Raw genomic sequence first — 26,432 nt, 5'->3', positions numbered from 1 at the left:
CGCAGGGCATTGATCGTGTTGCTGCTCATGCCGCGTATAGGTGGGCGTAGCCGACATTGCGGTTGATGATGACGGATTTCAGCTGTCTGATCCGTTTTGCATTGGATTCGGCGCTGGCGGGAAGTGCAAACGACATTGCCACGGTTGCCGGCGATAATGTCATAAAAAAACGGCAGCCTTGGCTGCCGTTTTTTAATTTGATGCCGCATTATTTGCTGGCATTGATGATATAGAGAGCTGCCGCCTTGAATTCTTCGTCAGAGCCAGCAAAACCGCCCTTGGGAGGCATCGCATTCAAGCCCTTGATGCCGATTGCCACCGCCGCATCCGCGCCATCCTTCAGGCGTGGGGCCCAGGCAGCCTTGTCACCGAATTTCGGCGCACCACTGAGCCCTGTCGCATGACAGGCAACGCACAGTTGCTCATAGATTTCCTTGCCCCTGGTAGCCGGATCAACGGCAGCGGCCGCGCCGGAAGCGGCGCCAGCAGCCTTCGGCTCTTCAAACTTGGCGCCTGCGGCATTACCCATATAGGCAACGGCACGCTTCACTTCATCGTCAGTGAGGTCGGCACCACCACCACGCGCCGGCATGGCGTTGAAACCATTGATCGCATGGTTGACCAGAGTTTCGAAACCCTTGCTGATACGCGGAGCCCAGGCAGCGACATCACCGAATTTCGGCGAACCCTGCGCGCCCGTGGCATGACAGGAGAAGCACAGGGAGTCGTAAACAGCCTTGCCGCTGCGTGTACCGGGCGCGCCACCTTCAACCACCTTTTCAGAGCCTACTTGCGCGATGCGCGCGGTGACCGCCGATGCCGTCATCGTCGGGCTACCCGGATTAATGCCACTCCCGCTGGTAAACAGCTTGAAAAGCAGGTAAGCAAGAACCACCAATCCTGCTACCAGTACCACAATCAAGCCCATCAGGCCCTTGCTTGCTGCTCCGCTGGAACCGCTCATGCTGCATCCCTTTATATCTTTATTAATCGTTCGTTATACGGGGGCATGAATACCCCCGCGTGGCAATGGGCAATTATACTGGTAATCCTGTTGCGTACAAACCGCCAAGGCGGTGGACGTATCTCCGCAAACACGCTAACATCGCCCACCTTGCTGTTTAAGAAGCACCCATAGCTCAGTTGGATAGAGTGTCAGTTTCCGAAGCTGAAGGTCGCAGGTTCGATCCCTGCTGGGTGCGCCAAGCTTCTTCTGGTCTTGCGGAGACTAAAAATACCGCTCGGCCATCATGTGTGCGTATTCTTGTGCGTACACCAGCAGGAAATCCGGCACGTCCTGCCCGCCTGCATCACTCCGGTTCTTCTTACTTCTTTCGCGTGCGTTTACCGCATGAAGTCTCCAAGACCGCGCACTTCACCATCTCCCTCTGCACGTCAAACCGTACTATTGCCCTTGAGCGACTTCGACGGATTGCGCTTCACTTCTCACTTGTCAGAGAAGTTGAGGTCGATTCAATGGAAGTCAGCGTTTACCGCAAGCGATTAAAGGAACTGGCGCAGGAAGTGTTGCAAGATGGTCTGCAATCCGTTGAGGCGTTGCAAAATGCCGTACTGAATGCACAGGCATATATCCGCTACGCCACCGGGGAGTCACTCCGGGAGGTCCGGGAGACCCAGCAAGCCGTCCTTGATATTTCCAAAGCACAGCTTGAAGCCCACCGCACAGGCTCACTTAATGAGATTGCAGCGATTGCCAAGCCAGACGCCCCGCATCAGGTAGCCGCCCCTCCTGAGCCAGCCATCAAGCAGGAAAAGCCATCGGCAACCCTTGAGCAACTCTTTGAACAGAAAGCGGCTGCCGAGCTACGGGCAGGCAACTGGAGCGAGGGAACCCACAAGGGCAAGCGTCAATACGTTGCCAGTGTCAGCAAGGTAATGATTGATACCTGGGGAAACACTGACTGCTATTCACGGAGTCTTGCGGATTGGGAACTGTTGCAAACGGCCTACATAGAGAACGGCAATAAGCCAGCGACCATTAACAAGTACATGAGCGAATGCCGGGCAATCCTTGAGCACGCAGGGAAACAGGCAGGAGAAAACGAGCTAACCCGTCTGATAAACCTGAAGGATGAAGAAGCCGGGACAGCCTACACGCCAGAACAGACAATTGAACTGGTGAAGCACGCCAAAGAAGGCCGGGGCAACTTCCCCGAACTGGAACAGGCCATCATTATTGCAGCCTATACAGGTATGCGTCTGAATGAAGTCATTGGCCTCAAGGCGGATGATTTCATCGTGAAGGATGGGTCGGTACAAGGAATTGTTGTCCGAGATACCGACAGGCGGACCCTCAAGAACAAGTTTTCAACCCGTGTCGTGCCTACACCAGTTTGGCCTGAAGGCTGGCAGCCCAATACGACGCTGTTTGAATCCATGACGGATTACCGGGGGGATTCCTCCAAGTTTTCCACGGAATACAAACGCTATATTGACCGACACTTGCCCCACCTTAGGACAGACGCAGAGGGCAAGCGGCTTGTTTTCCATTCGCACCGACACGCGGCCATTACGCGATGCTGGCGGGTGTTCCCGGTGGAAACCGCAGAGGCAACCATCACCCCCATCATGGGCCACAGCTTCAAGTCTGAGTCAGGTAAAACCTACCGACAGGCTCCGAGTAGGCTTGAGGATGTGCAAGGGCTCATTGAGCCTGTTCGGCTTATGAACGCAGCTATCAGCGGCTCCTAACGTACTGCCTGCGGAACTGTTCAGCCAATCGGTCAGCCATTGCTATAGAGCCGGTCTTAGCCAGCCCCTGACAGGCCATTCGGATTGCCGCTTGGTTGTTCTGAATGAACGCCTCTCGGGCAGAGGGCAAGCGGCTTGTTTTCCATTCGCACCGACACGCGGCCATTACGCGATGCTGGCGGGTGTTCCCGGTGGAAACCGCAGAGGCAACCATCACCCCCATCATGGGCCACAGCTTCAAGTCTGAGTCAGGTAAAACCTACCGACAGGCTCCGAGTAGGCTTGAAGACGTTGCGGGACTGGTCGAGCCAGTCAAACTGATGAATGCGGCCAGTATGGTGCCCTGCTGATTCCGCAGAGTGTTGCATTTCTGCCTTACGAAGAAGGAGACCAAGCATTTCCAGGAGAACCATGTAGCCTAAACAACAAGGTTAGCGTAATTTTATCGTGTTATTTTCAAACAGGCCTCGCAAGCAAAAAGCAATGGCCACACTCTAATCTGAAGTTGCTCATAGATATAATTGCATCGGTGGCTCGTCGTCCGTCATGTGTCAACATTGTTGCCACGTAAGCCATGTTCAAGCCACCAATCGCTAAGGCATCTCTGCCCGCTTCGTATGATTAGCTGGCAGCTTATTGCCTATTAAATTTGTTCAAGCTACCGCAAAACAACTCAAACATGAGCTCTCCCACTTACCATCCTGGCCCCGAGCACCCTACGCCTGAAGAGCGCCTACTTTTAATGGATGATGAAAAGTGGGAAGCATTTATCGAACAATGTGTACGGCAACTCATGAAAGAGAAGCAGTACATCCAAGTAATCCATCTTGGTGGCGCGGGAGACAAAGGTAGGGATGTTTGCGGCTATTCTGAGCATTTACCTGCCGAAAACTCTTGGGACCTTTACCAAGGCAAGTACTATTCCGGCACTCTATCTCCAAGTAGCTTTGCTCCTGAGCTTGCAAAGTTTCTTTGGTGTGTTTTTTCTTCAGAATACACACGCCCTAAAAATTACTACATTTGCGCACTAAAAATCGGCCCAGCACTTTATGATTTAGTTCTAAATCCTGACAAATTAAAGCTATGGATTCTTACTGAATGGAAAAACAAGAATGGCAATTTCGGGACATTTAATAAATCCCTTACACCAGAACTTGAAACATTCGTTACTAATTTTCCATTCGCAGTCATTAAGGTCAAGACTAGTGCCGACCTACTCGAAATCCATTCTCGTTCCAACAAGCATTGGGAGTTGTTTGGCGTATTAGCTGCCCGGGGACCAAATCCTACAATGCCAGAAAACCCGGAAGCAAAAGAAAATCAGTATGTCAGAGCCCTTCTGGATGTTTACCAAGAGATGACACAAGTTGCAATATCTGAAGCATCTGAAGTGCCACAAAAATACAGAAAGCATTTCAAATCCCAGCGCATGCTTTTTTACAGTGCAGAAGGACTTAACCGATTCAGTCGAGACAAACTCCCAGGGGCTTTCGACGACTTGGTGAATCAGGTCGAAGTCGGCATAGGCAGCGACCTCAGCCTCCCCGACGTGAACGGACTTACCAGACTTACAAAAGTGCTGGACACGGCAAACGCTCTGCAGGTGTCCTCAAATCCGCTACACGCGCGCTTGCAAGCAGGCGACCTTGGGGGAACCTGCCACCATCTAGCAAATTTGGGGCGAGCCACATGGGTAGATAATGATGAGTGAGGTATTCAATACGTCATTCGAACTCGGCATTCGGATGGTATACCTATTGATGGCACTTTATCCGAGAAAGGTCGACCTTCAGCGTTTGGTTTATTTCGACTATGCGGCCATATACTCCGCCGACCTTAATGGCCCAGAAAGTCTGCATACTCCTGTTCCATTGCGGGGAGGTGAATACGCCAGCCGCCGACAAGTGATTGAAGAAGGCCTTTATTTAATGGCACAGCGCTCTTTTGTTGAGGTAGAAGCCGGCCCTAACGGCATCAGTTTTCAACTGGGTGAAAATGGACCCACATTGGTCAGCCTCATTGGCAACGAATATTCCCGCGAATTATACAAACGCTGCCAGTGGGTAACATCTGTCTTGGGTGACAAGGATGACAAAGCTCTTGAAGCTCTTTTCGGCGTCCGGGGTGCGCTATGGGGCGCCGAGCTCGTATCTTCTGAATTTACAGAGGAATCCGAATGACAATTAGTTTACATGAATTGGTGGTTACAGGCCCCGGCAAGCAGGAGGCCAAATTAAAGCTGAATGGCGAATCCCATCTTATTTTCGGCCCGACCGACACTGGTAAATCGTATATTGTTGAGTGTTTCCGGTATTGCTTAGGCAGTAACCAGAAGCCCAAAGATGTAGGATACTCGGAAGGATATACGCTTGCTGCGCTCCAACTAATCCTCAAAAACGGGCGCAAATTCACATTGCTCCGAGACCTGACTGATGGGTCTGAACTGGTCTACGAGGGATTCCACACACGCCCACCTCAGAATGGCCCGAAGGTTCTTGAGCAAGGTATAAGCGACCTACTGCCAATCTGGTGTGGCAGTGTCGGTATGAAAATACTGGCAAAAACCGGCCAACTAGGGAATCTGACCGCTGGTGACCTTCGTCGGGTCAGTATTTTCGATGAAATCGAGACGCTAGATAACGTCCCGTTTGAAGGCAAAGATACCAACAATAAAACTAGAAACAAGTCCGCTCTGGCTGTGATATTGCGGGGCTCCGATGACTCCGAAATGCCCCTTCCTCCATCGACTAGCGAGCGAAATGTTGCAAAAGGCCATGTAGAAGCCATCAATGAGCAAATTACCAGCTTGCTTGCTGATGTTCCTGAGGGGCTGACATTACTGGATGCTCAAGAGGGGCTATCAAAAGTTACTGCTGAAATTGATTCAATCAACCAGTACATAAAAACTCACTCATCGGAACTTTCCGAGCTAAAACAAGCACGGCTAGAAATTGATAGAGAAAATAGGTATTTATATCGTCAACTTTCCGCCTTCAAAGAAGCAGAGAATCGGTTTCGACTCCTCGATAAAAAATACATAAGCGACCAGCAACGGCTGCAAGCAATTGCTACGGCTGCCTCTGTCGCATCAAGCTTTGAGACTCGACCGTGCCCGTTATGCCGAACGGACATTCAACACCAAGTACGGCATCAAGAGCAAAATGAGCAAGCACCAATGCTACGTCAAGCTGTGCTTGCAGAAATCGAGAAGATTTCAAGTCTTCGGGATGGCTTGAAGGATGCCTTGGATGATGTTCTTGGCGAGCTAGCAGAGGTTACTGAAGCGTTGAAAAAATCGGAAGAAAAAGCACGCGAAAATGACAACAAGCAGAGCGCTCTTCTGGCCCACAAGGATATTGATACGACAAACGGACTTGTAGCTCTTTCTGAAAAGAAAACTGTGCTTGCAGTTGCAATCAACAATCTCACAAGGGCGGATAGCCTCAAAGTCCGACTTACTGAGATGAAGGAGAAAAGCAGGCGGAAAACGCAGGTCGTTGAACGTGACATGTCTGATAGTGCGACAAGTCTATGTACGCGAGTCAAACAGCTCTTAGGTGAGTGGGGGGTGCCGGGTGTTGACTCGGTCTACTTTGATGGTGGCGTGTCAGATATTGAGATTAACCAGCGTAAGCGGACATCGTACGGCAAGGGCAAACGGGGCATTTTCCTGACGGCTTACATGGTTGCCCTGATGGAAAGAGCTCTTAGTAATAACTACCCCCATCTGGGAGTGACCATCATCGATTCCCCAGTGGTTACCTACAAAGACCCCAAGCACGCCAAAGGCAGTGACAAGGATGAACTGCTTGATGAAAGTGTCAAAGACCGCTTCTATACTTGGTTAGCCACACGTTCGGAACCCGGACAAATTATCATCCTCGAAAACGAGGAACCGAATTCTGCTACCTTGAGTAAATTACGTTATACAGAATTTGTCGGCAAGAGTAACTCTAAAGGCCGACAAGGTTTTTTCCCCATGAAGTAAGTAAATACCACTTAATTCCATCAGCTAACACCCCATCATTCCCAAGACCACACAGGCCATCTGGACAACACCTCGGCCAACTTTGAATGCCGTCGCTAGGGTCAGGTAGTTTTCGCCCTCAAGATGCCCCCAGCGGATAAAGAAGACCCCGGAAGAAACACTTGCCGGGGGCCTCAGATTTACCACTCTGTCGGGGCAATGGACGTAATGACGCCAGCCTGAGATATGGCATAGGGGTCTTGTGGAACCATGGGGAGGTACTACGGGCGGGACCTTTTGGACATTTTTGTCCAAAACTCAGTGCTGGTCAGAACTCATCCGCAAGGGCCAGTCCGAGATACGGGCCGGAGTCGACACGGAGCTTTTTGTTCTGCGACAGGAGGCTCTTTACAACTGACCACTTCAGACCGGCGCGAATCAGGTTCACTACAAAGGCGTAGGCGTCCTGATAGCGTGCTTGGTCGGTCAGGCTCATTTCGTCCCGTGGACGCTGGCCGGTGTGCTGCTCCCATTCGGCAGGGGTCAATCCGGTGACAATCTGGCAGAGTTCCCGGTGGACCAGCTCGGTTTTGCCGGTGAATCCACGCTTGGCAAGTTCATGCTTCAGCTCCTTGTCCAGTTCGGTGAAGCGGCCAGCACGGATGAGGTTGTATGGCTGGAACTTGCGGGCCACTCTCTCGCACCAGATGAAATACGAACGAACGACCATACCGGCGTCCGTGCCTTCCATCATGGCGATGTGCTTGGACAGCTCAGGGGTCAGCAGGTAATCGTCCAGCGTGATGCTCCCGGTACTACCGGCCTTCTTTCGGATTTGCTTCACAAATTTGTGATTCAAATAATCTGAGCCTTCCACGGGCTTGAGCTGGTCGAAACGGTACGCAATCCAGTCCGTAAACTTCCGTTTGCTGTCCAATGCCTTGTGCAGCTCCCGTGCGGACACTGTGCAGCCGTCTTGAGCATCATCCATAAAGGCCAGCTTGCAGCGGTACTTGCGGAGGTTGTCCCAATCGGCGGCGGTCCCAAGGCCCTCCTGCACGAATCGGCGCTTGGTGATGTTCCGAGAGAGGACGGTCAGAGTCTTGCCGGTTTGAGCGTGTTTGCGGTGTTGCATGGTGGTGTTTCTCCTAAAGTAAGCCCGTGCGAAGTCCACTCCGTATCCGCTATCCAGCTCCCCACCACGGGGAACGGACACGGCAACGAACGGGCTTGCTTTAACAGGCTGGAATGATTGAATGCAGCGTGGATGCTGTTATAGGTACTGCAAGGGGTCGTCCTGGGGGTACTTGAGGTAATACGCTGTGATGCCTGTCAGGACCACACCACAGGCTGCAACGTACATCCGGGCAAGGCGGTCTGATACTGGCGTTCCGGTTACGCGCTGGAGGTACTCAGCGACGTCTGCGGAGGTAATGCGGGAGAGGTTGGCAAGGATGCCGATGATGCGTTTAACGCTGAGGGGGTTTGCTTGGGTGCTGCTGGTGGTGAGGTTGGCGGCTCCATTTACTTGGTCGTCCCAATAACAGGGAAGCCGAACGCCGGATTCGATGTGGTCGAATATAAAAGTAGTGTATGCGTTGGGGATAGTCCGCGCTGGTCGTGCTATGTTGGCCTCCTTCTATGGTGGGTTGGTCGGTAGCGTTTTCTGCCCTAGCGTGGGGGTAAATGCCATGCAGCGGAAAATTAGTCTGGGCAGTGGGTTCCCTTCTGCTATGCGTGGGGATATTAAAAAGTTACATAGACAGCCGAGAAAACAGCAGAAGTAGTCAAGCAAAGGGATAGCGTTCCCTTATATCCTTACGTGGGGGTATCTCATGTCATAGGACGTAGGCATAGATACTCTGAACCAGCCTCCTAGAGGCCTCCCGGTGGTCAGAAGACACATGCCTATCAGCGCACAATCAGCCAAGGAATCTACCAAGGCGATAGTGTCTGAGCCGCTTTAGCTGGTCTTGGTGTCCCCGTACCTGTGGAATTGATGCTTGGTGGTGAACTGGTCTCAGAGAACCACTCACAGCCTTCTCCAGTGTTCTCCCGGCCCCCTTATATATTGTTTCCGAAACTCAGGGATTGCTTCTAGGGGTGGAGACCGGGGTGATATACGCTTCTGTACACCTCCCCGCATCCCTTGCCAACTGGCCTTATTCAGATAATCGTCTGGATGTCATTGTGGGGCTGGCTGGCGCTGATGAAGGAGCCGTGTGTCCCGTTCGGCCTTCAGGATTTTTGCCTGCTGCATGAGCGGCTCCATGAACTTCAAGGGGTCGCTAAGAAACTCCTCGACAGCATTGCGATGTACAGCCACACCGTCAGTAGCCAAGCGGTCATAGGCCCGGATGACTTCCACATGGAACTTGGGAGAAATCCACATTGCGTAGGCGTAAACGAGTTCCTTGCAGACGTAGGTTCCACCATAGCGACCACGTTTCTGGATGAAACTTTTAAAGGCGTGATTTCCCGCAAGTTGGGCTTGAAAGTCGATTTCGGCTGCAACTTCAGCCCCCCGACCATAACGCTTGTCAAAATAGGCGTTGCAGTCCCGATGCACCGACTCTCCAGCAAGCCCAGATACAATAGCTGCCTTATGCAAGTCATTCAGGCAGTAGCGGCCATCGGCATCTTGGCGAATTGTGGCGTTGGCAATGGTCAGAGTGTTAGCGGTAATCAGGGCGTTGGTAGTAGTCATGTGGCGGCTCTCCGTTCAAGTTGAGGCCGGACTATGCCACAGCAGCGGAGCAGGTAAAACAGCGCCCCTTTTTGCTGCGATTTCTGCCGCGTATTTACGTGGGGGCATTTCTATAACACTGTTTACAAAGGATATTTATCTTGTGTAACACAATGTACAGGATGCCATTTTTGCCTGCATCAGCCAGCTTTTGCCGCCGCACATACCCTCTTTACGGTCGCCTCTGAGACCCCGAACTGAACCGCTGTCTGCTTGATGCTGGCCTTGTTCTCCTGCTTCCACGTCACCAGCTCGGCAGCATCCACCTTTGCCGGTCTCCCCATAGCCTTTCCTGCTGCCTTGGCACGCTCAATGCCAGCCATTTGCCTTGCCTTCAGGTTGGACAACTCCAGCTCTGCAACAGCCGCAAGCATGGTCAGCAGGGCCTTGCCTATAGGTGTCCCAAGGTCGAACCCCTCCCGCATACTGACCACGGAGGCCCCCTTAGCTTGGATTGCTTCCACGGTATGCAGCACGTCCACGGTATTGCGACCTAGCCGGTCAATGGCAGCCACTACAAGCGTATCGCCCTCCCGGAGATACCCAAGGCACTCCTTCAGTGCGGGACGCTCAGAGGCCCTCACAGTGCCGCTAATGGCCTCATCCCGGAACCACTTGCTGATGCTGTACCGGGCTGCAATCTGCTGGCGCTGGTTCTCGGTGGTTTGGTCGTCCGTTGATACTCGGAGATAAGCAATCGTGGTCATGGTGTGGTCCTTGGCTGTCGGTCAGGGTGCTGCTGGTGGTTCTCTAGGTCAGTCCAAAAAGAACAGATATGGGCAGAAGTACCTGAGTGGATTTGTCGGGTATTATAGAGGCCACCCTGTAGGCGTTCCTGCCGGTCTCCCTATCGTGGTCATAAGCCCGTAACGGAAGGAGGTCTCCCCGAAACTCCATAAAATATATGGTATTTGCACAGGTGGCTCATAAGTTCTAGAGGTTCCCATCATGCCTAGCCAATAATCATGAATCAACACTAATGAGCTAGGGGCCTGAGCTATGGCTTAAAAGGATTACCTTGTGAGCTAGGTGCTGTGGCTACCATTCCCGCATTGAGTGGCAGCAGAGTGAAGCAACGGGCGAGGCTGGGGATGAGGCACTGAGGCGGCTTGAGGTGGCCCCCACCGGGGGGTAAGACCCAGCGCCCACTAGTCAGGGGGTCGTTCAGAAATTTGCGGTAAAATCATTTCTGAGGCAAAAAATGGTGCGAGTAACCGGGAAAGTAAAATGTCTCGGAATGCGCCGTAAGTCACTGTTTATTCAGCAAATCATGGGGATAAAAACTATGGAAAATTCCGAAGCTGAAGGTCGCAGGTTCGATCCCTGCTGGGTGCGCCAAGCTTCCTCTGGTCTTGCGGAGACTAAAAATACCGCTCGGCCATCATGTGTGCGTATTCGTGTGCGTACACCAGCAGGGAATCCGGCACGTCCTGCCCGCCTGCATCACTCCGGTTCTTCTTACTATCTTTCGCGTGCGTTTACCGCATGAAGTCTCCAAGACCGCGCACTTCACCCTCTCCCTGTATGCGTCAACCGTGCTATTGCCCTTGAACGCCAGCGGCGAATTGCTCTTAACTTCTCGCTTGTCATAGAAAGTTCAGGTCGATTCAATGAAAGTCAGCGTTTGCCACTGGCGACTAAAGGATCTAGCGCGAGGCGGTTCATTCACCATTGGCTTGAATGGCGAGACGGTTTAACCGTCCAGCCATTTTGATCGCTCAAGGCGATACGCATTGTCACGGTAATGCTGCAAACGCGTGCTACAATCCCCGGTTTATCAGATTGACTCTTTTTCGGGATCACATGTCACGCGCCCTTCGCAACATTGCCATCATTGCCCACGTCGACCACGGCAAAACCACGCTGGTTGACCAGCTTCTGCGCCAATCCGGCACCTTCCGCGACAACCAGCAGGTTGACGAGCGCGTGATGGACAGCAACGATCTCGAAAAAGAGCGCGGCATCACGATTCTGGCCAAGAATACCGCCATCGATTTTGAAGGTACTCACATCAATATTGTCGACACCCCGGGGCACGCGGATTTCGGTGGTGAAGTCGAGCGCGTGCTCGGCATGGTTGACGGTGTGCTGCTGCTGGTCGACGCGGTTGAAGGTCCGATGCCGCAAACGCGCTTCGTGACCAAGAAGGCGCTGGCGCTGGGTCTGAAGCCGATCGTGGTGATCAACAAGGTCGACCGTCCGGGCGCGCGTCCGGACTGGGTCGTTGACCAGACCTTCGACCTGTTCGACAAGCTGGGCGCGACCGACGAGCAGCTCGACTTCCCGATCATCTACGCGTCCGGCCTGAACGGCTTTGCCAAGCTTGATCTGGCGGCTGAATCCGACAATATGCGTCCGCTGTTCGAAACCGTGCTGGCTCATGTTCCGACGCCCCCGGGGTCGGCCGATGCGCCGCTGCAGCTGCAGATTGCTGCGCTGGACTACTCAACCTACACCGGCCGCCTTGGTGTTGGCCGCGTGCTGAATGGCCGCATCAAGCCGGGCCAGCAGGTTGTCGTGATGAACCACGAAGATCAGGTTGCGACCGGTCGTATCAACCAGGTGCTGGGCTTCCAGGGGCTGGACCGCGTCGAAGTGGCGGAAGCCGAAGCCGGCGACATCATTATCATTTCCGGTATCGAAGATATAGGTATTGGTGTGACTATCTGTGACAAGGAACAGCCGGTCGGTCTGCCGATGCTGACCGTCGACGAGCCGACGCTGACCATGGACTTCATGGTGAACTCCTCGCCGCTGGCCGGTACCGAGGGCAAGTTCGTCACCAGCCGCCAGATCCGCGACCGCCTGACCAAGGAATTGCTGACCAACGTGGCGCTGCGTGTGGAAGACACCGAAGACACCGACGTGTTCCGCGTGTCCGGCCGTGGCGAACTGCATCTGACCATCCTGCTGGAAAACATGCGTCGTGAAGGCTTCGAGCTGGCCGTAGCCAAGCCGCGCGTCGTCTACAAGGAAATCGACGGCCAGAAGTGCGAGCCGTACGAAAACCTGACCATCGATCTGGAAGATGCTCACCAGGGCGGTGTGATGGAAGAAATCGGTCGCCGTCGTGGTGAACTGACCAATATGGAATCTGACGGCCAGGGCCGCACCCGTCTGGAATACCACATTCCGGCGCGTGGCCTGATCGGCTTCCAGAGTGATTTCATGACCATGACCCGTGGTACCGGCCTGATGAGCCACGTGTTCGACGACTATGCACCGGTCAAGCCGGACATGCCGGGCCGTCACAATGGCGTGCTGATCTCGCAGGAAAACGGCGAAGCCGTGGCCTATGCGCTGTGGAACCTGGAAGATCGCGGTCGCATGTTCGTGCATCCGGGCGACAAGCTGTACGAAGGCATGATCATCGGTATCCACAGCCGCGACAACGATCTGGTGGTGAACCCGATCAAGGGCAAGAAGCTGACCAACGTGCGTGCTTCCGGTACCGACGAAGCCGTACGCCTGACCACGCCGATCAAGCTGACGCTGGAGTCTGCCGTCGAGTTCATCGACGATGACGAACTGGTGGAAATTACGCCGAAGACCATCCGCATCCGCAAGCGTCATCTGCAGGAGCATGATCGTCGCCGTGCCGCCAAGGCAGAAAGCTGAGCCAGAGGCTGGCTGGATGAAGAAAGGGACAGCCATGCTGTCCCTTTTTTGATGGGTATATGGTTGTAGCCCATTCTAAAGAATGGCTCTGTCGCTATAGGTGAGTGTGTATGGCGGATGCGCAGGACAAGGTACGCATTGATAAATGGTTGTGGGCGGCGCGCTTTTTCAAGACGCGCTCACTGGCAACCGATGCAGTCGAGGGTGGGCGTGTGCACCTGAATGGTGATCGACCCAAACCGGCGCGCACGGTCAAGCCTGGTGATGTGGTGCGCGTTCAGGTTGAGCATGGCGAGTTTACCGTGACGGTCCTGGCGCTGGCCGAGCGGCGTGGCTCGGCAGACGTGGCGCGCACGCTCTACGTGGAAGGCGAGGAAAGTATCAGAAAACGCGAAGCGCTGGCCTTTGAGCGTAGTCTGGCACCGCAGCTTGACCCGGCAGTGGTCAAGGGGCGCCCGACCAAGAAGCTGCGTCGCCAGATTGATCGCTTCGGTTCGGGCAGTTAGCTGACAAACTGCTATGCTGACTCAAGTAAAAATCGTCTTGATTGAATCCTTTCTCCGCAGGTCGTCATGAATAGTCAAGCCAATGCCCTGCCTTTGCTGATTGGCACAGCCCAGCGCGCCGCAGTTGAATCGTTGCAAGCCCAGCTGCTCAGCTTTGGTGTTCCCGTGCTGGTTTTTAGCCGCAAAAGCGCCTTGCTGGCAGCCTTGCACGAACAGCCGGCGCTGGCTGTGCTGATCGATGAAGCCGGCCTGGAAGATGCGGCGACGGACGATGTGCTGCCCTTGCTGACCCGGCTTTACAAGGGGACGGTTTTCTGCATCACCAGTGATGTTCCTGTCATCCGGCAGATCGCACTGATGCGTTTGGGGGTGACCGGTTTTCTGTCTTGGCCGATCGATACCCAGCGCCTGATTGACCGTCTTGATCAGCTTGCCGATGCGGGGAAGGGTAATCCCTATCGCGTACTGGTGGTGGATGACTCGGAGACGATCACCCGCTGGGTGAGTCACATTCTGCAAGAGGCTGGCATGCAGGTGCGTACGCTGCACAATCCGCTCGACATTTTTCTGGCGCTGGATCGTTTCCGGCCGGAAATCGTGCTCATGGATGTCTATATGCCCGAGTGCGGCGGCGATGAAATGGCACGACTGATCCGGCAGCATCCGCAGTTCGACAGTATTCCCATCGTATTTCTCTCGACCGAGACCAGCCGTGGCCGGCAGTGGCAGGCGCGCAGCATGGGGGGGGATGATTTCCTGATCAAAAACCAGGAAAGCGACGAATTGCTGGCGTCGGTGAGCATTACGGCTGAGCGTTATCGTCGCTTGCGGCAGTGGATGACGCGCGACAGCCTCACCGGTTTGCTTGACCATACGCACCTGATTCAGCAGCTGGAAGTCCAGACCGTGGCCGCACGGGCGCAGAGCTATCCGCTTAGTTATGCAATGATCGACATTGATCATTTCAAGCAGGTGAATGATCTGCATGGTCATGCCGTAGGTGATCGTGTGATTAAAAGCCTGGCGCGCCTGCTGCGGCAGATGGCGCCTTTGTCGGATCTCATCGGACGCTATGGTGGCGAAGAATTTGCCATTATCATGCCCGGCCTGTCCCAGATTCGTGCCGCCCAGCGGATGGATGAGATCAGAATGGCCTTTTTCCAACTCAGGCATCTGGTGGGTGAGGTGACTCTGCAAGTTTCATTCAGTGCCGGTGTTGCTGCGCTCGAGGACGGCATGAGCGCATCCCAGCTGGTCGAGGCGGCGGATCGGGCGCTCTATCAGGCCAAGCGAGCCGGGCGCAACCAGATCGGTATGGCCACTATGTGCTGATTCTCATGGCTGGAGTTTATGCTGCAATACACCCTCTCTATTTCAGAACCGCATTCCCATCTCTTTGATGTCGAACTGAATATCCCCGATCCGGATCCCTCTGGCCAGATTCTGGTCTTGCCGGTGTGGATTCCCGGCAGTTACCTGATCCGCGAGTTTGCTCGCCATGTGGTCAGTATTGCGGCATTTGCTGGCGATGAGCCGGTGGTACTCGCCAAGCTCGACAAGCACCGCTGGCAGGTCGCGCCTTTGCCGGACAGCTTGCCGCTGCGGGTGGTGTACCGCGTGTATGCGTTTGATCTCTCGGTGCGCGGGGCCTATCTGGATCAGTTTCGCGGCTTTTTCAATGGCACTAGCGTGTTTCTGGCGGTAGAAGGGCAGGAATCCATTCCATGTCAGCTGGATATCGTCTTGCCTGCGGTGCTCGCCCATTGGCGGGTGGCGACAGGTTTGCCACGTCTTGCGGCAGATGGAAGTCGCTTTCTGGCGGATAACTATGATGCACTGATCGATCATCCCGTTGAGCTTGGCGACTTCAGGCGACTGCAGTTTCTTGCTGCAGGCGTGCCGCACCATTTTGTTCTTGCCGGACGCCACCGTGTGGATGAATCCCGCCTGATCGAGGATGCGCGGAAAATCTGCGAGTACCAGATCGCCTTCTGGGGAGAGCCCGCACCGTTTGCAGATTATCACTTCCTGACCATGGCAACCGGAGATGGTTATGGCGGGCTGGAGCACCGCAATTCCACGGCCCTGCTTTGCAGTCGTGATGATTTGCCGCTCGCGCATGAAACTGCCCGGAAGGCGGGCTACCGGCAATTTCTGGGTCTGGTCAGTCATGAGTATTTTCATACCTGGCTGGTCAAGCGCATCAAGCCGGCTGAGTTTGTTCCTTACCGGCTGGACAGGGAGAATTACACCCGCCAGCTCTGGCTGTTTGAGGGGGTAACCTCGTATTACGACGATCTGGTGCTGGTGCGAACCGGTTTGCTCAGTGTGCAGGAATACCTCAATCAACTGGCGCAGACGATAACAGCGGTGCGTCGCAATCCCGGCAGCCGTGTGCAGACTCTGGAGGAGGCCAGCCTTGATGCCTGGGTCAAGTATTACCGGCAGGATGAAAACAGTCCGAATGCATTGGCCAGCTATTACGCCAAGGGGGCGCTGGTGGCGCTGTGTACTGACCTCTTGATCCGCAAGCACAGTCAGGGGCGGCAATCGCTGGATGATGTGATGCGTGCCCTGTGGCGACTTTACGGCAAACCCGGGCTTGGGGTGCCTGATGGCGAATTCGAACGCTTGGCCACAGAGCTGGCAAGTGCCAATCTGAGTGGTTTTTTTGATCTGGCGCTGCGCAGTGGAGCTGAGCTGCCTTTGCAAGAGCTGCTGGAAAGTGAGGGGGTTGAGTGGCAGCAGCGCCCGGCCGCGTCTGCGAAAGACAAGGGGGGCTGGCTGGACTTGCCTGTTCCGGGTTCGCGTGGAATGGGGGCTAGATATGAAGCCGCTCCGGAAGGGGTGCGCATCACCCATGTTCTGAGTGCTTCACCCGCCGAGCGCGCTGGCCTTGCTGCGGGTGATGTGTTGGTTGCGGCTGCGGGGTTGCGTGTTACCCCGGATAAGCTGGATGCCATGCTTGCTGCCAACCAGGGTGAGGCCCTGCATCTTCATGCATTTCGCCGGGATGAGCTGATCGAGTCGCATCTGGAGCCGTGTTTTATGCCGGCCAATCATGTCGGTTTGCGCCTTAAACCCTCTATTTCAGCCCCTGATTTTATGACTGGCGGATGATTGGTCTTCATTAAAACAAAAACCAGCCGGAGGCTGGTTTTTGTTTTGGGGAGCGAAAGACTATTAGAAGTCGTTGCGGAAGCCCAGGGTGAACACTTGCTGATCCTGACCGGCTGCAATCGATACGCCCGGAGCTTCTGACTTGAACTTGGCGTTGCGGTCGTTCTTCAGATTGGTGTAGCTCAGGTTGATGCTGGATTGCTTCGACAGGTTGTAGCGGGCGCCGATCGAGAACTGATCCGCGCCAGTGTCGGCGAGGCCGCTCACGTCACCTGCCCATACATAGCCACCGTGGAAGGTGAACTTGTCCATCTTGTACATTGCGGCTACGCCAAAGCTGTCTTGGTCGCGGCTGATCTTGCCGTCATCCCATTCGACGTTTTCGTAAACGGCGCTGAGGCTGAAATCCTTGCCCCAGAAGAAGCTGCCGCCCAGCTGATAACCCTGGATGCTGGTGCCCAGTGCAGTGTTGGAAGTACCAGTGCCGATATCAACCGAGCCGAAGCTGATCTTGCGGTCATTGGCATAGCCGTAAACAGCGCCGAGCGCAAACATGTCAGCCTTGTAGGTCAGAGCGGCATCGAAGTTGTCGGTATGGCCTGTATTTGCTGTGTTGTAAGCGCCGAGGTCGTACGAACCCTGGATTTGAACGCCGCTCCAGTTCGGGCTGATGTAATTGATCTGTTCGCCAGAACGGCCACCGAGACGCCGGAGGATCTGGGAGCCGCCTTGCCAGCCGGAATCATCATTGAAGTAACCATCAATTGCCGGAATGAAGGACTTGGCCGCATTCTTGTAAGCGTTGTCCATCTTACCGAAGCGCAGATTACCGAGGGAGTCTTCCTGGTAGCCAATCCAGGCTTCACGTGAGCCCCACAGGCCAGAAGCTGAACCGCCGCCAACGCCACCCACCATTACACCGCTTTCAAGGCGCCAGACGAGTTTGCCGCCACCGTCAAGCTTGTCGGTTCCCTGTACATAAATGCGTGAGCTTTGATCGGCAACACGCTGAGCATGGGAGTCGGCGATGGTGGTTGCGGTTGCTCCTTTCAGGTCAACATAGTCAACCGATGTACGGATCGAGCCACCGATGGTGACTTCAGCCATGGCTACCGGTGCCAGGAAGGCGGCGGCAATGGCCGCGGCAATGATCTTTTGCATTTCTTATACTCTCCGATTGATTTTAGGCAGCAGCCTTGCAGCCTTGTGTGCTTTGGGTCTGTGCGATGTCCATAGCTGTGCTCTGGAAACAGGCCGATTGTGTGGCAACAAGATTAAAACCATGTGACAAGGTTTCGTTATTGCGCTTTCGATCTGGTCATTTGTGGCAAATTAGCCACAAAAACCGATCGCAGTTCCGGCATCTGCAGACCACGGGAGAGAATGTAATGCGGTTTGAATATCTCTAAAAATACTGAAAGGCTATTTGTTTATAATCTTAGCCTCGCTTTGATTCGCTGCGTACCAGTCGGGCCTTTTCGCGCTGCCATTCCCGCTCTTTCTCGCTTTCCCGCTTGTCATGCTGTTTCTTGCCCTTGGCGAGACCGATTTCAAGCTTGATGTAGCCACGGGTCAGGTGCATGTTCAGCGCGGCTACCGTATAGCCAGAGCGGTCAACCTTGCCACCCAGTCGCTCGATTTCACGCTGCTTGAGTAGCAGCTTGCGGGTGCGGGTCGGGTCGGGAGTGATGTGGGTGGATGCGGTGGGGAGTGGCGAGATGTGCGCGCCAAAAAGCCAGAAATCGCCGTTCTTGTAGATGACGTAGGATTCCTTGAGCTGGATACGCCCGGCGCGGATGGCCTTGACCTCCCACCCCTGCAGAACAAGCCCGGCTTCATAGCGTTCTTCGATGAAGTACTCGTGAAAAGCCTTGCGATTATCGGTAATGACCATGAACGTGTGCCGCTTTGCTGCAAAATGGCATTTTATGGAAAGTTGTCCGGCTTGGCTATGCGGCATGTAGGCCGGGAAGTCGCGGTACTTGGCGATGCCAGGGGTTTCCACTACAATCGACCACCTTTGCAGGCAGGTGCGCAGGCGCCCAAGCTGCAAAACAGGGCCTCTAGCTCATGCTTGGTTAGAGCAGCGGACTTGAGGGTATGCCGGCCTAAGCCTTTACTGGTATGGCTTGCAGACATATGGGTTGCCATGGGGCAAGTTAGCTCTGCCTGATGGTAGAACTGCTCAAATTCGGGGAAGCCTCTGGCCGCTTCAAGTGGTCGTGGTAATCCCGAGCGAAGCCCGGCGTTGTGCCGGGAACGTGTAGAGACTGTAAGGGCGGGTCGTAAAGACAAGAGACAGTCCAGACCACAAACCCGAAAGGGGCGGCGAAAGCCGTAGCTGGTAAGCATAATCCGTTGGTGCCGGGTTCGACTCCCGGGGGGCCCACCAGACATGCAGCAAACGACAACCCCCTGTCCGGTTTCCGGCAGGGGGTTGTCGTATCTGTTCGCCTGTCGGTGTTCCGGAAATGGAACCTTTTTCCTGCCCTGTGTCAGAGAATGCGGCCGTGCCGGCCTTTGCGGTGGATTTTGCCGTCTGCAAGGGCTATGATTGGCCGTTTTGTCAGTTTCCTACTTACAGGGTATTTCCATGTTTATCGCTCCAGCCTTTGCCGACACGGCCGCTGCCGCGCCCCAGATGGGTCTCGTGCAACAGATTCTGCCCCTCGTTGTGATTTTTGCCCTGTTCTGGGTGCTGATCATCCGTCCGCAGCAGAAAAAAGCCAAAGAGCACCAGAAAATGCTGCAGGAACTGCAGAAGGGTGATGAAGTCGTGGTTGGTGGCACCATCGCCAAGATTGTCAAAATCTCTGATGTCTATGTCACTGTAGAAGTGGCTGACGGCGTTGAAATGCTGGTTCAGCGCGGTGCCATCGGCCAGAAGGTCGAAAAGGGCACACTGAAAAGCAACCGGTAAGTCGATAAAAACAATGCGGCCGGCATGACCGGCCGTTGCTTTTGCGTGCAAGCCACGCACTCAGGGGAAGCCCCATGAATCGCTATCCATTGTGGAAGTATGGCCTGATGGCTCTGACGCTGGTCGTCAGTCTGCTGTACACCCTTCCGAATTTCTACGGCGAAAGTCCCGCCGTCCAGATTTCTGCAGCGCGCTCGTCCGCGCAGGTCGATGCCGCAGTAAAAGACAAAGTGCTGGGCCAGCTTAATGCGGCCGGCCTGGTGCCCACGGCCGTACTGCCGGGGACCGATACACTGAAGCTGCGCTTCAAGGATGTCGAGCAGCAGATCAAGGCCAAGGATGTGATCCAGCAGTCACTGGGCGAGAACTACATCGTTGCCCTGAACCTGCTTTCCAATACACCGGAATGGCTCAGCGGCATTGGCGCCAAGCCGATGTTTCTCGGCCTCGATCTGCGTGGTGGCGTGCACTTCCTGCTTGAAGTCGACATGAAGGCCGCCGTCGACAAGCAGATGCAGAAAATGGGCAGCAGCATCCGGCGCGAACTGAAAGACAAGAAAGTGCGTTACGGTCGCGTCTCATTGGAGCGTGACAGTGTCAGCGTGCAGCTGCGCGATGCCGAAACGGTGGACCAAACTATGGCTGTCCTGAAAAAGGCCATGCCGGATATCGTCCTGACGCCGAGCAAGACCGAGGGCAACTTCCGGGTTGTGGCCTCCTTCAGCCAGGCCAGCCTCAGCCAGATGAAGACCGATGCCGTTGCGCAGAACATCACCACGCTGCACAACCGCGTGAATGAGCTGGGTGTGGCCGAGCCGATTATCCAGCAGCAGGGCGAAGGACGTATCGTTGTCCAGTTGCCGGGCGTGCAGGACACGGCCAAGGCCAAGGACATTCTGGGGCGCACCGCGTCGCTGGAAGTCCGCATGGCGGAAACCGATCCGGCCAAGCACATGGAAGCACAAAATGGCAATGTTCCGGCCGGTTATGAATTGCTGCCGATGGCCGGCGTGCGCAAGGGCCAGACTGAAACCATCCTGATCAAGAAAGAAGTCGAGCTGACCGGTGACAACATCGTCAAGGCCGAGCCCCGTTACGACCAGAACAACAACCCGGTTATCGGCATTGAGCTCGATTCGCTGGGGGCCAGCATCTTCCGCGACCTGACCCGTGAAAATGTGGGCAAGAACATGGCCATCGTTCTGGTCGAGCGCGGCAAGGGCGAAGTCATTACCGCGCCGCGCATCAATGCCGAATTGGGTGGCAGCTTTGTCATCGAAGGCGGTGGCATGACGGTCAAGGAAGCCAGCGACATTTCCCTGCTGGTGCGTGCCGGTTCGCTGGCTGCGCCGATGAATATCGTTGAAGAGCGGACCATCGGCCCGAGCCTCGGCAAGGAAAACATCCAGAAGGGCTTCAACTCCACGCTCTACGGTTTTGTCGCCATCGCAGTATTCATGATGATCTACTACCGCATGTTCGGTGTGGTTTCGGCTGTGGCGCTGGCGGTCAATGTGCTTTTCCTGCTGGCTCTGCTGTCCATGTTGCAGGCAACGCTGACCCTGCCGGGCATTGCCGCGATTGCGCTGGCGCTCGGTATGGCGATTGACTCGAACGTGCTGATCAACGAGCGGATCCGGGAAGAAATACGGAATGGCATGAGTCCGCAGATGGCGATTTCTGAGGGCTATCGCCATGCGTTTGCCACCATTCTGGATTCGAACGTCACCACCTTTATTGCTGGCGGGGCGCTGTTCCTGTTCGGTTCCGGTGCGGTCAAGGGCTTTGCCGTCGTGCATTGTCTCGGCATTCTGACGTCCATGTTCAGCGCAGTATTCTTCTCGCGCGGTCTGGTCAACCTGATCTACGGCTATCGTCGCCGTCTGACATCGCTTGCGGTTTAAGGGGATAAGCACATGATCGAATTTTTCCATATCAAGCGCGATATCCCGTTCATGAGCTATGGCAAGCTCACCACGGCGATTTCGCTGCTTACTTTTGTGGTGGCTGTTTTCTTCCTGGTGCACAAGGGACTGAACTTCGGCGTCGAATTTACCGGTGGGACAGTCGTTGAGCTGCGCTACGAGCAGCCGGCCGACTTCCAGCAGATTCGCCAGCACGTCGACAGCCTGAAATATGGCGAGGCGCAGGTGCAGTCACTGGGCACCGCGCGCGATGTGATGGTGCGTCTGCCGAACATCAAGGGCAAAACCAGCGCGCAGTTGTCCGATGAAGTATTCAATGTGCTGAAATCGTCGCGCCCGGATGTGAAGGTGATGAAGGTCGAATTCATCGGCCCCTCGGTCGGTGACGAACTGGTCACTCATGGCCTGACTGCACTGGCTGTCGTCTGCCTGGGCATCATCATGTATCTGGCCGTCCGCTTTGAATGGCGCTTCGCAGTCTCCGCCGTGATCGCCAACATGCACGATGTGGTCATCATCCTTGGCTGCTTTGCCTTCTTCCAGTGGGAGTTCTCGCTGGCGGTGCTGGCCGGTGTGCTGGCAGTTCTGGGCTACTCGGTAAACGAGTCGGTGGTGGTGTTCGACCGGATTCGCGAGAACTTCCACAAGCCGACCATGCGTGGCAAGACTGTTCCCGAAGTGATCGATAACGCGATCACGGCCACCATGAGCCGGACCATCATCACGCACGCTTCGACCGAAGCCATGGTGCTGTCGATGCTGGTGTTTGGTGGTGCGGCACTGCATGGCTTCTCGATGGCGTTGACGATCGGCATCGTGTTCGGTATCTATTCGTCGGTGCTGGTGGCCTCGCCGCTGCTGCTGATGTTTGGTGTTTCCCGTGACAATATGGTCAAGCAGACCGTCGTCAAGGAAGAAGCCGTAGTTTAAGCAGCTGCCTGCGCAGCTGCCAGATACGCCGACGGACATGTTCGTCGGCGTTTTTGTCTTGCCAAGGAATGACAAGCATGGAATTCAATTTTCTTGATCTCTTCCTGCATCTGGATCTGGTGCTGGAGCAGTGGGCGACGCTGTATGGCACGCAGATCTATCTGATGCTGTTCCTGATCATTTTCTGCGAAACCGGGCTGGTGGTGATGCCTTTCCTGCCGGGCGATTCCCTGCTGTTCGTCGCTGGTCTGGTTGCGGCACTGGGCAAGATGGATCCGGTGGTGCTGAGTGCCACGCTGATTGCGGCGGCAATTCTGGGCGACAGCACCAACTACGTGATTGGACGCACGGCGGGCGAGCGCCTCTTCCGCAATCCCGACTCGCGCATTTTCCGCCGCGATTACCTGGAACAGACCAAGGCTTTCTATGCGCACCATGGCGGCAAGACCGTCACACTGGCGCGCTTTGTGCCGATCGTGCGTACCTTCGCGCCGTTTGTGGCCGGCATGAGTGGCATGCCTTATCTGCGTTTTCTGGCGTTCAGTGTCTTCGGCACCCTGGTCTGGGTGGGCGGGCTGGTGACGCTGGGATATTACTTCGGCAATGTCGAGTTCATTCGCAAGAATCTCACCGTGATGGTACTGCTGATCGTCGGCATTTCCTTTGCGCCGATGCTGATCCACTTCCTGCGCAATAAATGGCAGCAGCGGAAAGTGCAGGCATGAGCGAGGCGTTCTACACCGGCAAGGCCGCAGTTCGCGCCGCCTTCGACAAGGCAGCGGAGAGCTATGATGCGGCGGCGGTTTTGCAGCGCGAAGTGGCGGACCGCATGCTCGACCGCCTGTCGCTGGTGAAGCTCAATCCGGCGCGGGTGCTGGATGCCGGTTGTGGAACTGGCTACGCTTTGCCGGCCTTGCGCGAGCGCTTTGCTACTGCGCAGTTGCTTGCGCTGGATCTGGCGCCGGGAATGTTGCAGGTGGTGGCCCGCAAGCAGTCGGGCGGCTTGCGCAAGCTCTTCGGTTTGCTCGACCGGCAGAAGGCGATGCCCGTCTGTGGCGATGTCGAGGCGCTGCCCTTTGCCGATGCCTCGCTTGACCTGATCTGGTCAAGCCTGACGATCCAGTGGTGCAATACGCCCGATGCCGTCTTCGCCGAGTTTTTCCGCGTGCTCAAGCCCGGCGGCCTGCTGATGTTCGCCACACTTGGGCCGGATACGCTGAAAGAGTTGCGTGTGGCATTCGATGGCGTTGATGGCTATAGCCATGTCAATCGCTTCATCGACATGCATGATCTGGGCGATGCGCTGGGGCAGCAGGGCTTTGCCGGTCCGGTGATGGACATGGAATATCTGACTCTGACCTACAAGGATGCCCGTGGTGTCATGCGCGACCTGAAGGACATCGGTGCCAGCAACCACACTGACGGGCGCCGGCAAGGGTTGATGGGCAAGGCCGCCTGGCGGCAGGTGCAGGCACAGTACGAAACCCTGCGGCGTGACGGGGTGCTGCCCTGTACCTATGAAGTGATTTATGGGCATGCGTGGAAGCCGGAAAGCGGGCCTGTGCGGCATCTTCCCGATGGGGCGCAGATCATTGAGTTTCGGCCACGGCGATAAATGGAGGGTATGCTTCTGTAGCCATTCTGGTTGAATGGTTGTGGGGTAATACATTAATGGGTAAAGCTGTTTTTATTACCGGAACGGACACCGACGCAGGCAAGAGCGTGGTCACTGCCCAGCTGCTGCGCGGTCTGGGGCGTGCCGGTTTGCGCGTTGCCGGCATGAAGCCGGTTGCGTCCGGCTGCGAGTGGCGTGATGGCCGCCTGTGGAGTGCCGATGTGGCCGTGCACGCCGCGGCGAGCACGGTGCCAGTGGCAAGCGAGCTGGCCGCGCCTTATCTGTTCGAGCCGCCCGTCTCGCCACACATTGCCGCGCGCGAAGCCGGTGTCCGCATCGATCTGGCTCATCTGCAGCATTGTCTGGCCGGGCTGCGGCAGCAGACCGATGTTGTGCTGGTTGAAGGTGCGGGTGGCTGGCTGGCACCGCTGAGCGATGAATTGACCATGGCCGATCTGGCGGCTGCGCTTGATCTGCCAGTCATTCTGGTCGTCGGCATGCGGCTGGGCTGCATCAATCATGCCATGCTCAGTGCGGCGGCGATTCTTGCCAGTTCATGTCGCTTGCTGGGGTGGGTCGCCAATCCGCTCGAGCCAGCCATGAATCGCTATGCAGACAATCTCGCCTACCTCACCGCGCACATGCCGGCCCCCTTGCTGGCGGAGCTGGAGCACAGGCCCGATGCCGGCGAGCTGGTATTACCGGTAGATTCTGGGCTGCTGGCCGCGCTGGAATTGCCCGTGCGACAGTCATGAAACCGGAGGAGATCAGCATGCGTGGCTTGCGAATGATAGGTGTAGCGCTCATGGCCTTGCTCTTGCAGGCCTGCCAGCCTGCACCCGAATTCCAGGGGGCGGATTTGTCCGGCCAGGCGATTGGCGGCGATTTTTCGCTGCGCGATGCAGCAGGAAAACCGCACAGCCTGGCGGATTATCGCGGGAAGGTGGTGGCTCTCTTTTTTGGCTACACGCATTGCCCGGACGTCTGCCCGACCACGCTGGCCGAGATGCGCGATGTACTGCCGCAGCTAGGCGACGCTGGCAGGGATGTGCAGGTGCTCTTTGTTTCGGTCGACCCTGAGCGCGATACGCCGGATCTGCTGGCGCAGTATGTTCCCGCCTTTCACCCGTCATTTGTCGGTCTGACCGGCTCTGCCGAACAGATTGCCGATGTGGCCCGAAAGTACCAGGTTGTTTATCGCAAACAGGGTGAAGGCAAGGATTACACTGTCGACCATACGGCGGGCATGTATCTGCTGGATCGACAGGGGAAGAGTCGCGTACTGATCAATTACGGCAGCGACCCTGCTGTGCTGGTGCATGATCTGCGCTTGCTGTTGCAGGAAAAGAGCGGCGGATAATTCAGTCTGTCCAGTTCGTGGGCCCAAAACAGCTATCATTCAATCCCGTCGTGAAATATACATCGCTCAAATAACAGATGCTGTGCAGCGTGAAATGACCAACCAAACCGATCATTTGCAGCAACCGATAGCGCATGAGCAGGATTTGTCTCCCTTCGTGCACGACTCTCCCATGGCCGTGGCCTACGAATTGCGCCAGCTTGCCCAGCGTGCGACGTCGCTGGCGGTGTATTTTAATCAGGGGCAGGGCATGATGCTGACCCGGGTTCTCGATGTGGACAGCAAGGCGCGGCAGTTCATTTTTGATCTTGGGGGACATCCGCCGACCAATGATGCACTGCAAAAGGCCGACAAGATACTGATGGTGGCTGCGCCGGAAGGCGTGAAAATCCAGTTCGCGATTGGCGGCGCCCGCACTTGCTCCTTTGAGGGAAAGCCGGCTTTTATTGCCGCATTTCCGCCCAGCCTGATCAAGTTGCAGCGGCGGGAGTATTTCCGGCTGACCACTCCGATGGCCAGCCCCTATCGCTGTCAGTTGAAGCTGGCAAGTGGTGCCAACCTGACACTGGAGCTGCATGACCTGTCACTGGGGGGCTTCGGTGCGTGGCTGCCCGTCGAAGTCATGTCGCAGATCGAGGTCGGACAGCAATTCAGCGATGCATGGTTCGAGCTAGGCCCGCTTGGGCAGGTAAAAATCAGTCTCGAAATTCGTTCCCTGCGTGCAATGACGCTGAACACCGGGCCCCGCTGCTTTGTCGGTGCCAAATTTCTGGGAGTTTCCCGTACTGTCGAGGCCAGTCTGCAGCGCCTGATGGTGCAGCTCGAACGGGATCGCAAGGCCTTGCTGGACTGACAAAGGGCGGGTAATCCCGCCCTTTGTCCTTTGTGAAGGCCGTCTCATCTGCACTTGCCCACCAGCAACGATTCTTGTGATTCAGTACCCTGATAAACCGGGAAATGGGAGGCGCTGCGCCTGCAAAATGCCGGCAAACCCTTGCCCTGCTTGACTTTGC

The 26,432-nt window shown here is 55.6% G+C and carries 21 protein-coding genes, 1 tRNA gene and 2 pseudogenes; 17 read left to right on the top strand and 7 right to left on the bottom strand.

The genetic code is table 11. The annotated features are described in order from the left end of the window. Positions 1 to 208: 208 nt before the first annotated feature. Positions 209 to 439: pseudogene (locus tag H559_RS23440) on the bottom strand (c-type cytochrome); the annotation flags it as partial. A gap of 63 nt (positions 440 to 502) precedes the next feature. Next, positions 503 to 826: pseudogene (locus tag H559_RS23435) on the bottom strand (c-type cytochrome); the annotation flags it as partial. 302 nt (positions 827 to 1,128) lie between these two features. Between H559_RS23435 and H559_RS0114335 the strand changes: the two are divergent. From H559_RS0114335 to H559_RS0114305, 5 genes are all read left to right on the top strand, one after another. Continuing rightward, positions 1,129 to 1,205 (top strand) — tRNA-Arg (locus H559_RS0114335). 49 nt (positions 1,206 to 1,254) lie between these two features. After that, a complete protein-coding gene (locus H559_RS0114330; RefSeq protein WP_155845448.1) occupies positions 1,255 to 2,712 on the top strand; it encodes a site-specific integrase in 1,458 nt (485 codons plus the stop codon). A 679-nt stretch (positions 2,713 to 3,391) separates the two neighbouring features. After that, the gene (locus H559_RS0114315; RefSeq protein WP_028453236.1) at positions 3,392 to 4,423 is read left to right on the top strand and encodes an ABC-three component system protein; all 1,032 of its coding nucleotides are present in this window, start codon (positions 3,392 to 3,394) and stop codon (positions 4,421 to 4,423) included. Continuing rightward, a complete protein-coding gene (locus H559_RS0114310; protein WP_028453235.1) occupies positions 4,416 to 4,892 on the top strand; it encodes an ABC-three component system middle component 2 in 477 nt (158 codons plus the stop codon). The genes H559_RS0114315 and H559_RS0114310 overlap by 8 nt, the downstream gene beginning before the upstream one ends. After that, positions 4,889 to 6,700, top strand: a complete 1,812-nt coding sequence (locus H559_RS0114305) for a synaptonemal complex protein 1 (protein WP_028453234.1) — start codon at positions 4,889 to 4,891, stop codon at positions 6,698 to 6,700. Before H559_RS0114310 ends, H559_RS0114305 begins: the two co-directional genes overlap by 4 nt. 307 nt (positions 6,701 to 7,007) lie before the next feature. On the opposite strand, the gene H559_RS21915 is transcribed toward H559_RS0114305, so the two are convergent. The 3 genes from H559_RS21915 to H559_RS0114290 all read right to left on the bottom strand — a co-directional run bounded on the left by H559_RS21915 (position 7,008) and on the right by H559_RS0114290 (position 10,132). Then, positions 7,008 to 7,814: an antA/AntB antirepressor family protein gene (locus tag H559_RS21915; protein WP_028453233.1), complete on the bottom strand. Its 807-nt coding sequence runs from the start codon at positions 7,812 to 7,814 to the stop codon at positions 7,008 to 7,010. 1,050 nt (positions 7,815 to 8,864) lie between these two features. Beyond that, entirely contained in the window at positions 8,865 to 9,386 is a 522-nt protein-coding gene (locus H559_RS20595) for a KilA-N domain-containing protein (protein WP_051279530.1), read from the bottom strand. A gap of 179 nt (positions 9,387 to 9,565) precedes the next feature. Beyond that, positions 9,566 to 10,132 (bottom strand): recombinase family protein, encoded by a 567-nt coding sequence (locus H559_RS0114290; protein ID WP_028453232.1) that lies wholly within the window; start codon positions 10,130 to 10,132, stop codon positions 9,566 to 9,568. Between the two features lie 1,096 nt (positions 10,133 to 11,228). Here H559_RS0114290 and typA point away from each other — a divergent pair. From typA to H559_RS0114270, 4 genes are all read left to right on the top strand, one after another. Continuing rightward, positions 11,229 to 13,043: a translational GTPase TypA gene (gene typA / locus H559_RS0114285; RefSeq protein WP_028453231.1), complete on the top strand. Its 1,815-nt coding sequence runs from the start codon at positions 11,229 to 11,231 to the stop codon at positions 13,041 to 13,043. Positions 13,044 to 13,153: 110 nt separating this feature from the next. After that, entirely contained in the window at positions 13,154 to 13,549 is a 396-nt protein-coding gene (locus H559_RS0114280; protein ID WP_028453230.1) for an RNA-binding S4 domain-containing protein, read from the top strand. 66 nt (positions 13,550 to 13,615) lie between these two features. Beyond that, complete coding sequence (locus H559_RS20590) at positions 13,616 to 14,881, top strand: GGDEF domain-containing protein (protein WP_051279528.1); 1,266 nt, start codon at positions 13,616 to 13,618, stop codon at positions 14,879 to 14,881. Positions 14,882 to 14,899: 18 nt separating this feature from the next. After that, the gene (locus H559_RS0114270; RefSeq protein ID WP_028453229.1) at positions 14,900 to 16,669 is read left to right on the top strand and encodes a M61 family metallopeptidase; all 1,770 of its coding nucleotides are present in this window, start codon (positions 14,900 to 14,902) and stop codon (positions 16,667 to 16,669) included. A gap of 63 nt (positions 16,670 to 16,732) precedes the next feature. Here H559_RS0114270 and H559_RS0114265 read toward each other — a convergent pair whose 3' ends face one another. Continuing rightward, entirely contained in the window at positions 16,733 to 17,830 is a 1,098-nt protein-coding gene (locus H559_RS0114265) for a porin (protein WP_028453228.1), read from the bottom strand. 277 nt (positions 17,831 to 18,107) lie between these two features. Continuing rightward, positions 18,108 to 18,629 carry an SsrA-binding protein SmpB gene (gene smpB / locus H559_RS0114260; protein ID WP_281171390.1) on the bottom strand — a complete coding sequence of 174 codons (522 nt, stop codon included), beginning with the start codon at positions 18,627 to 18,629 and terminating at the stop codon, positions 18,108 to 18,110. A gap of 633 nt (positions 18,630 to 19,262) precedes the next feature. Between smpB and yajC the strand changes: the two genes are divergently transcribed. From yajC to H559_RS0114220, 8 genes are all read left to right on the top strand, one after another. Continuing rightward, positions 19,263 to 19,589, top strand: a complete 327-nt coding sequence (gene yajC / locus H559_RS0114255) for a preprotein translocase subunit YajC (protein ID WP_028453226.1) — start codon at positions 19,263 to 19,265, stop codon at positions 19,587 to 19,589. A 74-nt stretch (positions 19,590 to 19,663) separates the two neighbouring features. Then, positions 19,664 to 21,493 carry a protein translocase subunit SecD gene (secD, locus tag H559_RS0114250; RefSeq protein ID WP_028453225.1) on the top strand — a complete coding sequence of 610 codons (1,830 nt, stop codon included), beginning with the start codon at positions 19,664 to 19,666 and terminating at the stop codon, positions 21,491 to 21,493. A gap of 15 nt (positions 21,494 to 21,508) precedes the next feature. Next, positions 21,509 to 22,444: a protein translocase subunit SecF gene (gene secF / locus H559_RS0114245; protein WP_028453224.1), complete on the top strand. Its 936-nt coding sequence runs from the start codon at positions 21,509 to 21,511 to the stop codon at positions 22,442 to 22,444. 77 nt (positions 22,445 to 22,521) lie between these two features. Continuing rightward, on the top strand, positions 22,522 to 23,169 hold the full coding sequence (locus tag H559_RS0114240) for a DedA family protein (RefSeq protein WP_028453223.1): 648 nt from the start codon (positions 22,522 to 22,524) through the stop codon (positions 23,167 to 23,169). Continuing rightward, positions 23,166 to 24,059 (top strand): malonyl-ACP O-methyltransferase BioC, encoded by an 894-nt coding sequence (gene bioC / locus H559_RS0114235; protein WP_028453222.1) that lies wholly within the window; start codon positions 23,166 to 23,168, stop codon positions 24,057 to 24,059. The genes H559_RS0114240 and bioC overlap by 4 nt, the downstream gene beginning before the upstream one ends. A gap of 56 nt (positions 24,060 to 24,115) precedes the next feature. Then, positions 24,116 to 24,814, top strand: a complete 699-nt coding sequence (gene bioD, locus H559_RS20585) for a dethiobiotin synthase (RefSeq protein WP_051279527.1) — start codon at positions 24,116 to 24,118, stop codon at positions 24,812 to 24,814. A 17-nt stretch (positions 24,815 to 24,831) separates the two neighbouring features. Next, a complete protein-coding gene (locus H559_RS0114225) occupies positions 24,832 to 25,419 on the top strand; it encodes an SCO family protein (protein ID WP_028453221.1) in 588 nt (195 codons plus the stop codon). Positions 25,420 to 25,513: 94 nt separating this feature from the next. Further along, positions 25,514 to 26,272 (top strand): flagellar brake protein, encoded by a 759-nt coding sequence (locus H559_RS0114220; protein WP_162143342.1) that lies wholly within the window; start codon positions 25,514 to 25,516, stop codon positions 26,270 to 26,272. Positions 26,273 to 26,432: the final 160 nt, after the last annotated feature.

Source organism: Chitinilyticum aquatile DSM 21506 (genome assembly GCF_000430805.1).
Taxonomy (GTDB): domain Bacteria; phylum Pseudomonadota; class Gammaproteobacteria; order Burkholderiales; family Chitinibacteraceae; genus Chitinilyticum; species Chitinilyticum aquatile.
The sequence above is the reverse complement of the archived record's forward strand: the minus strand, read 5'-3'. Positions and strand labels throughout refer to the sequence as shown.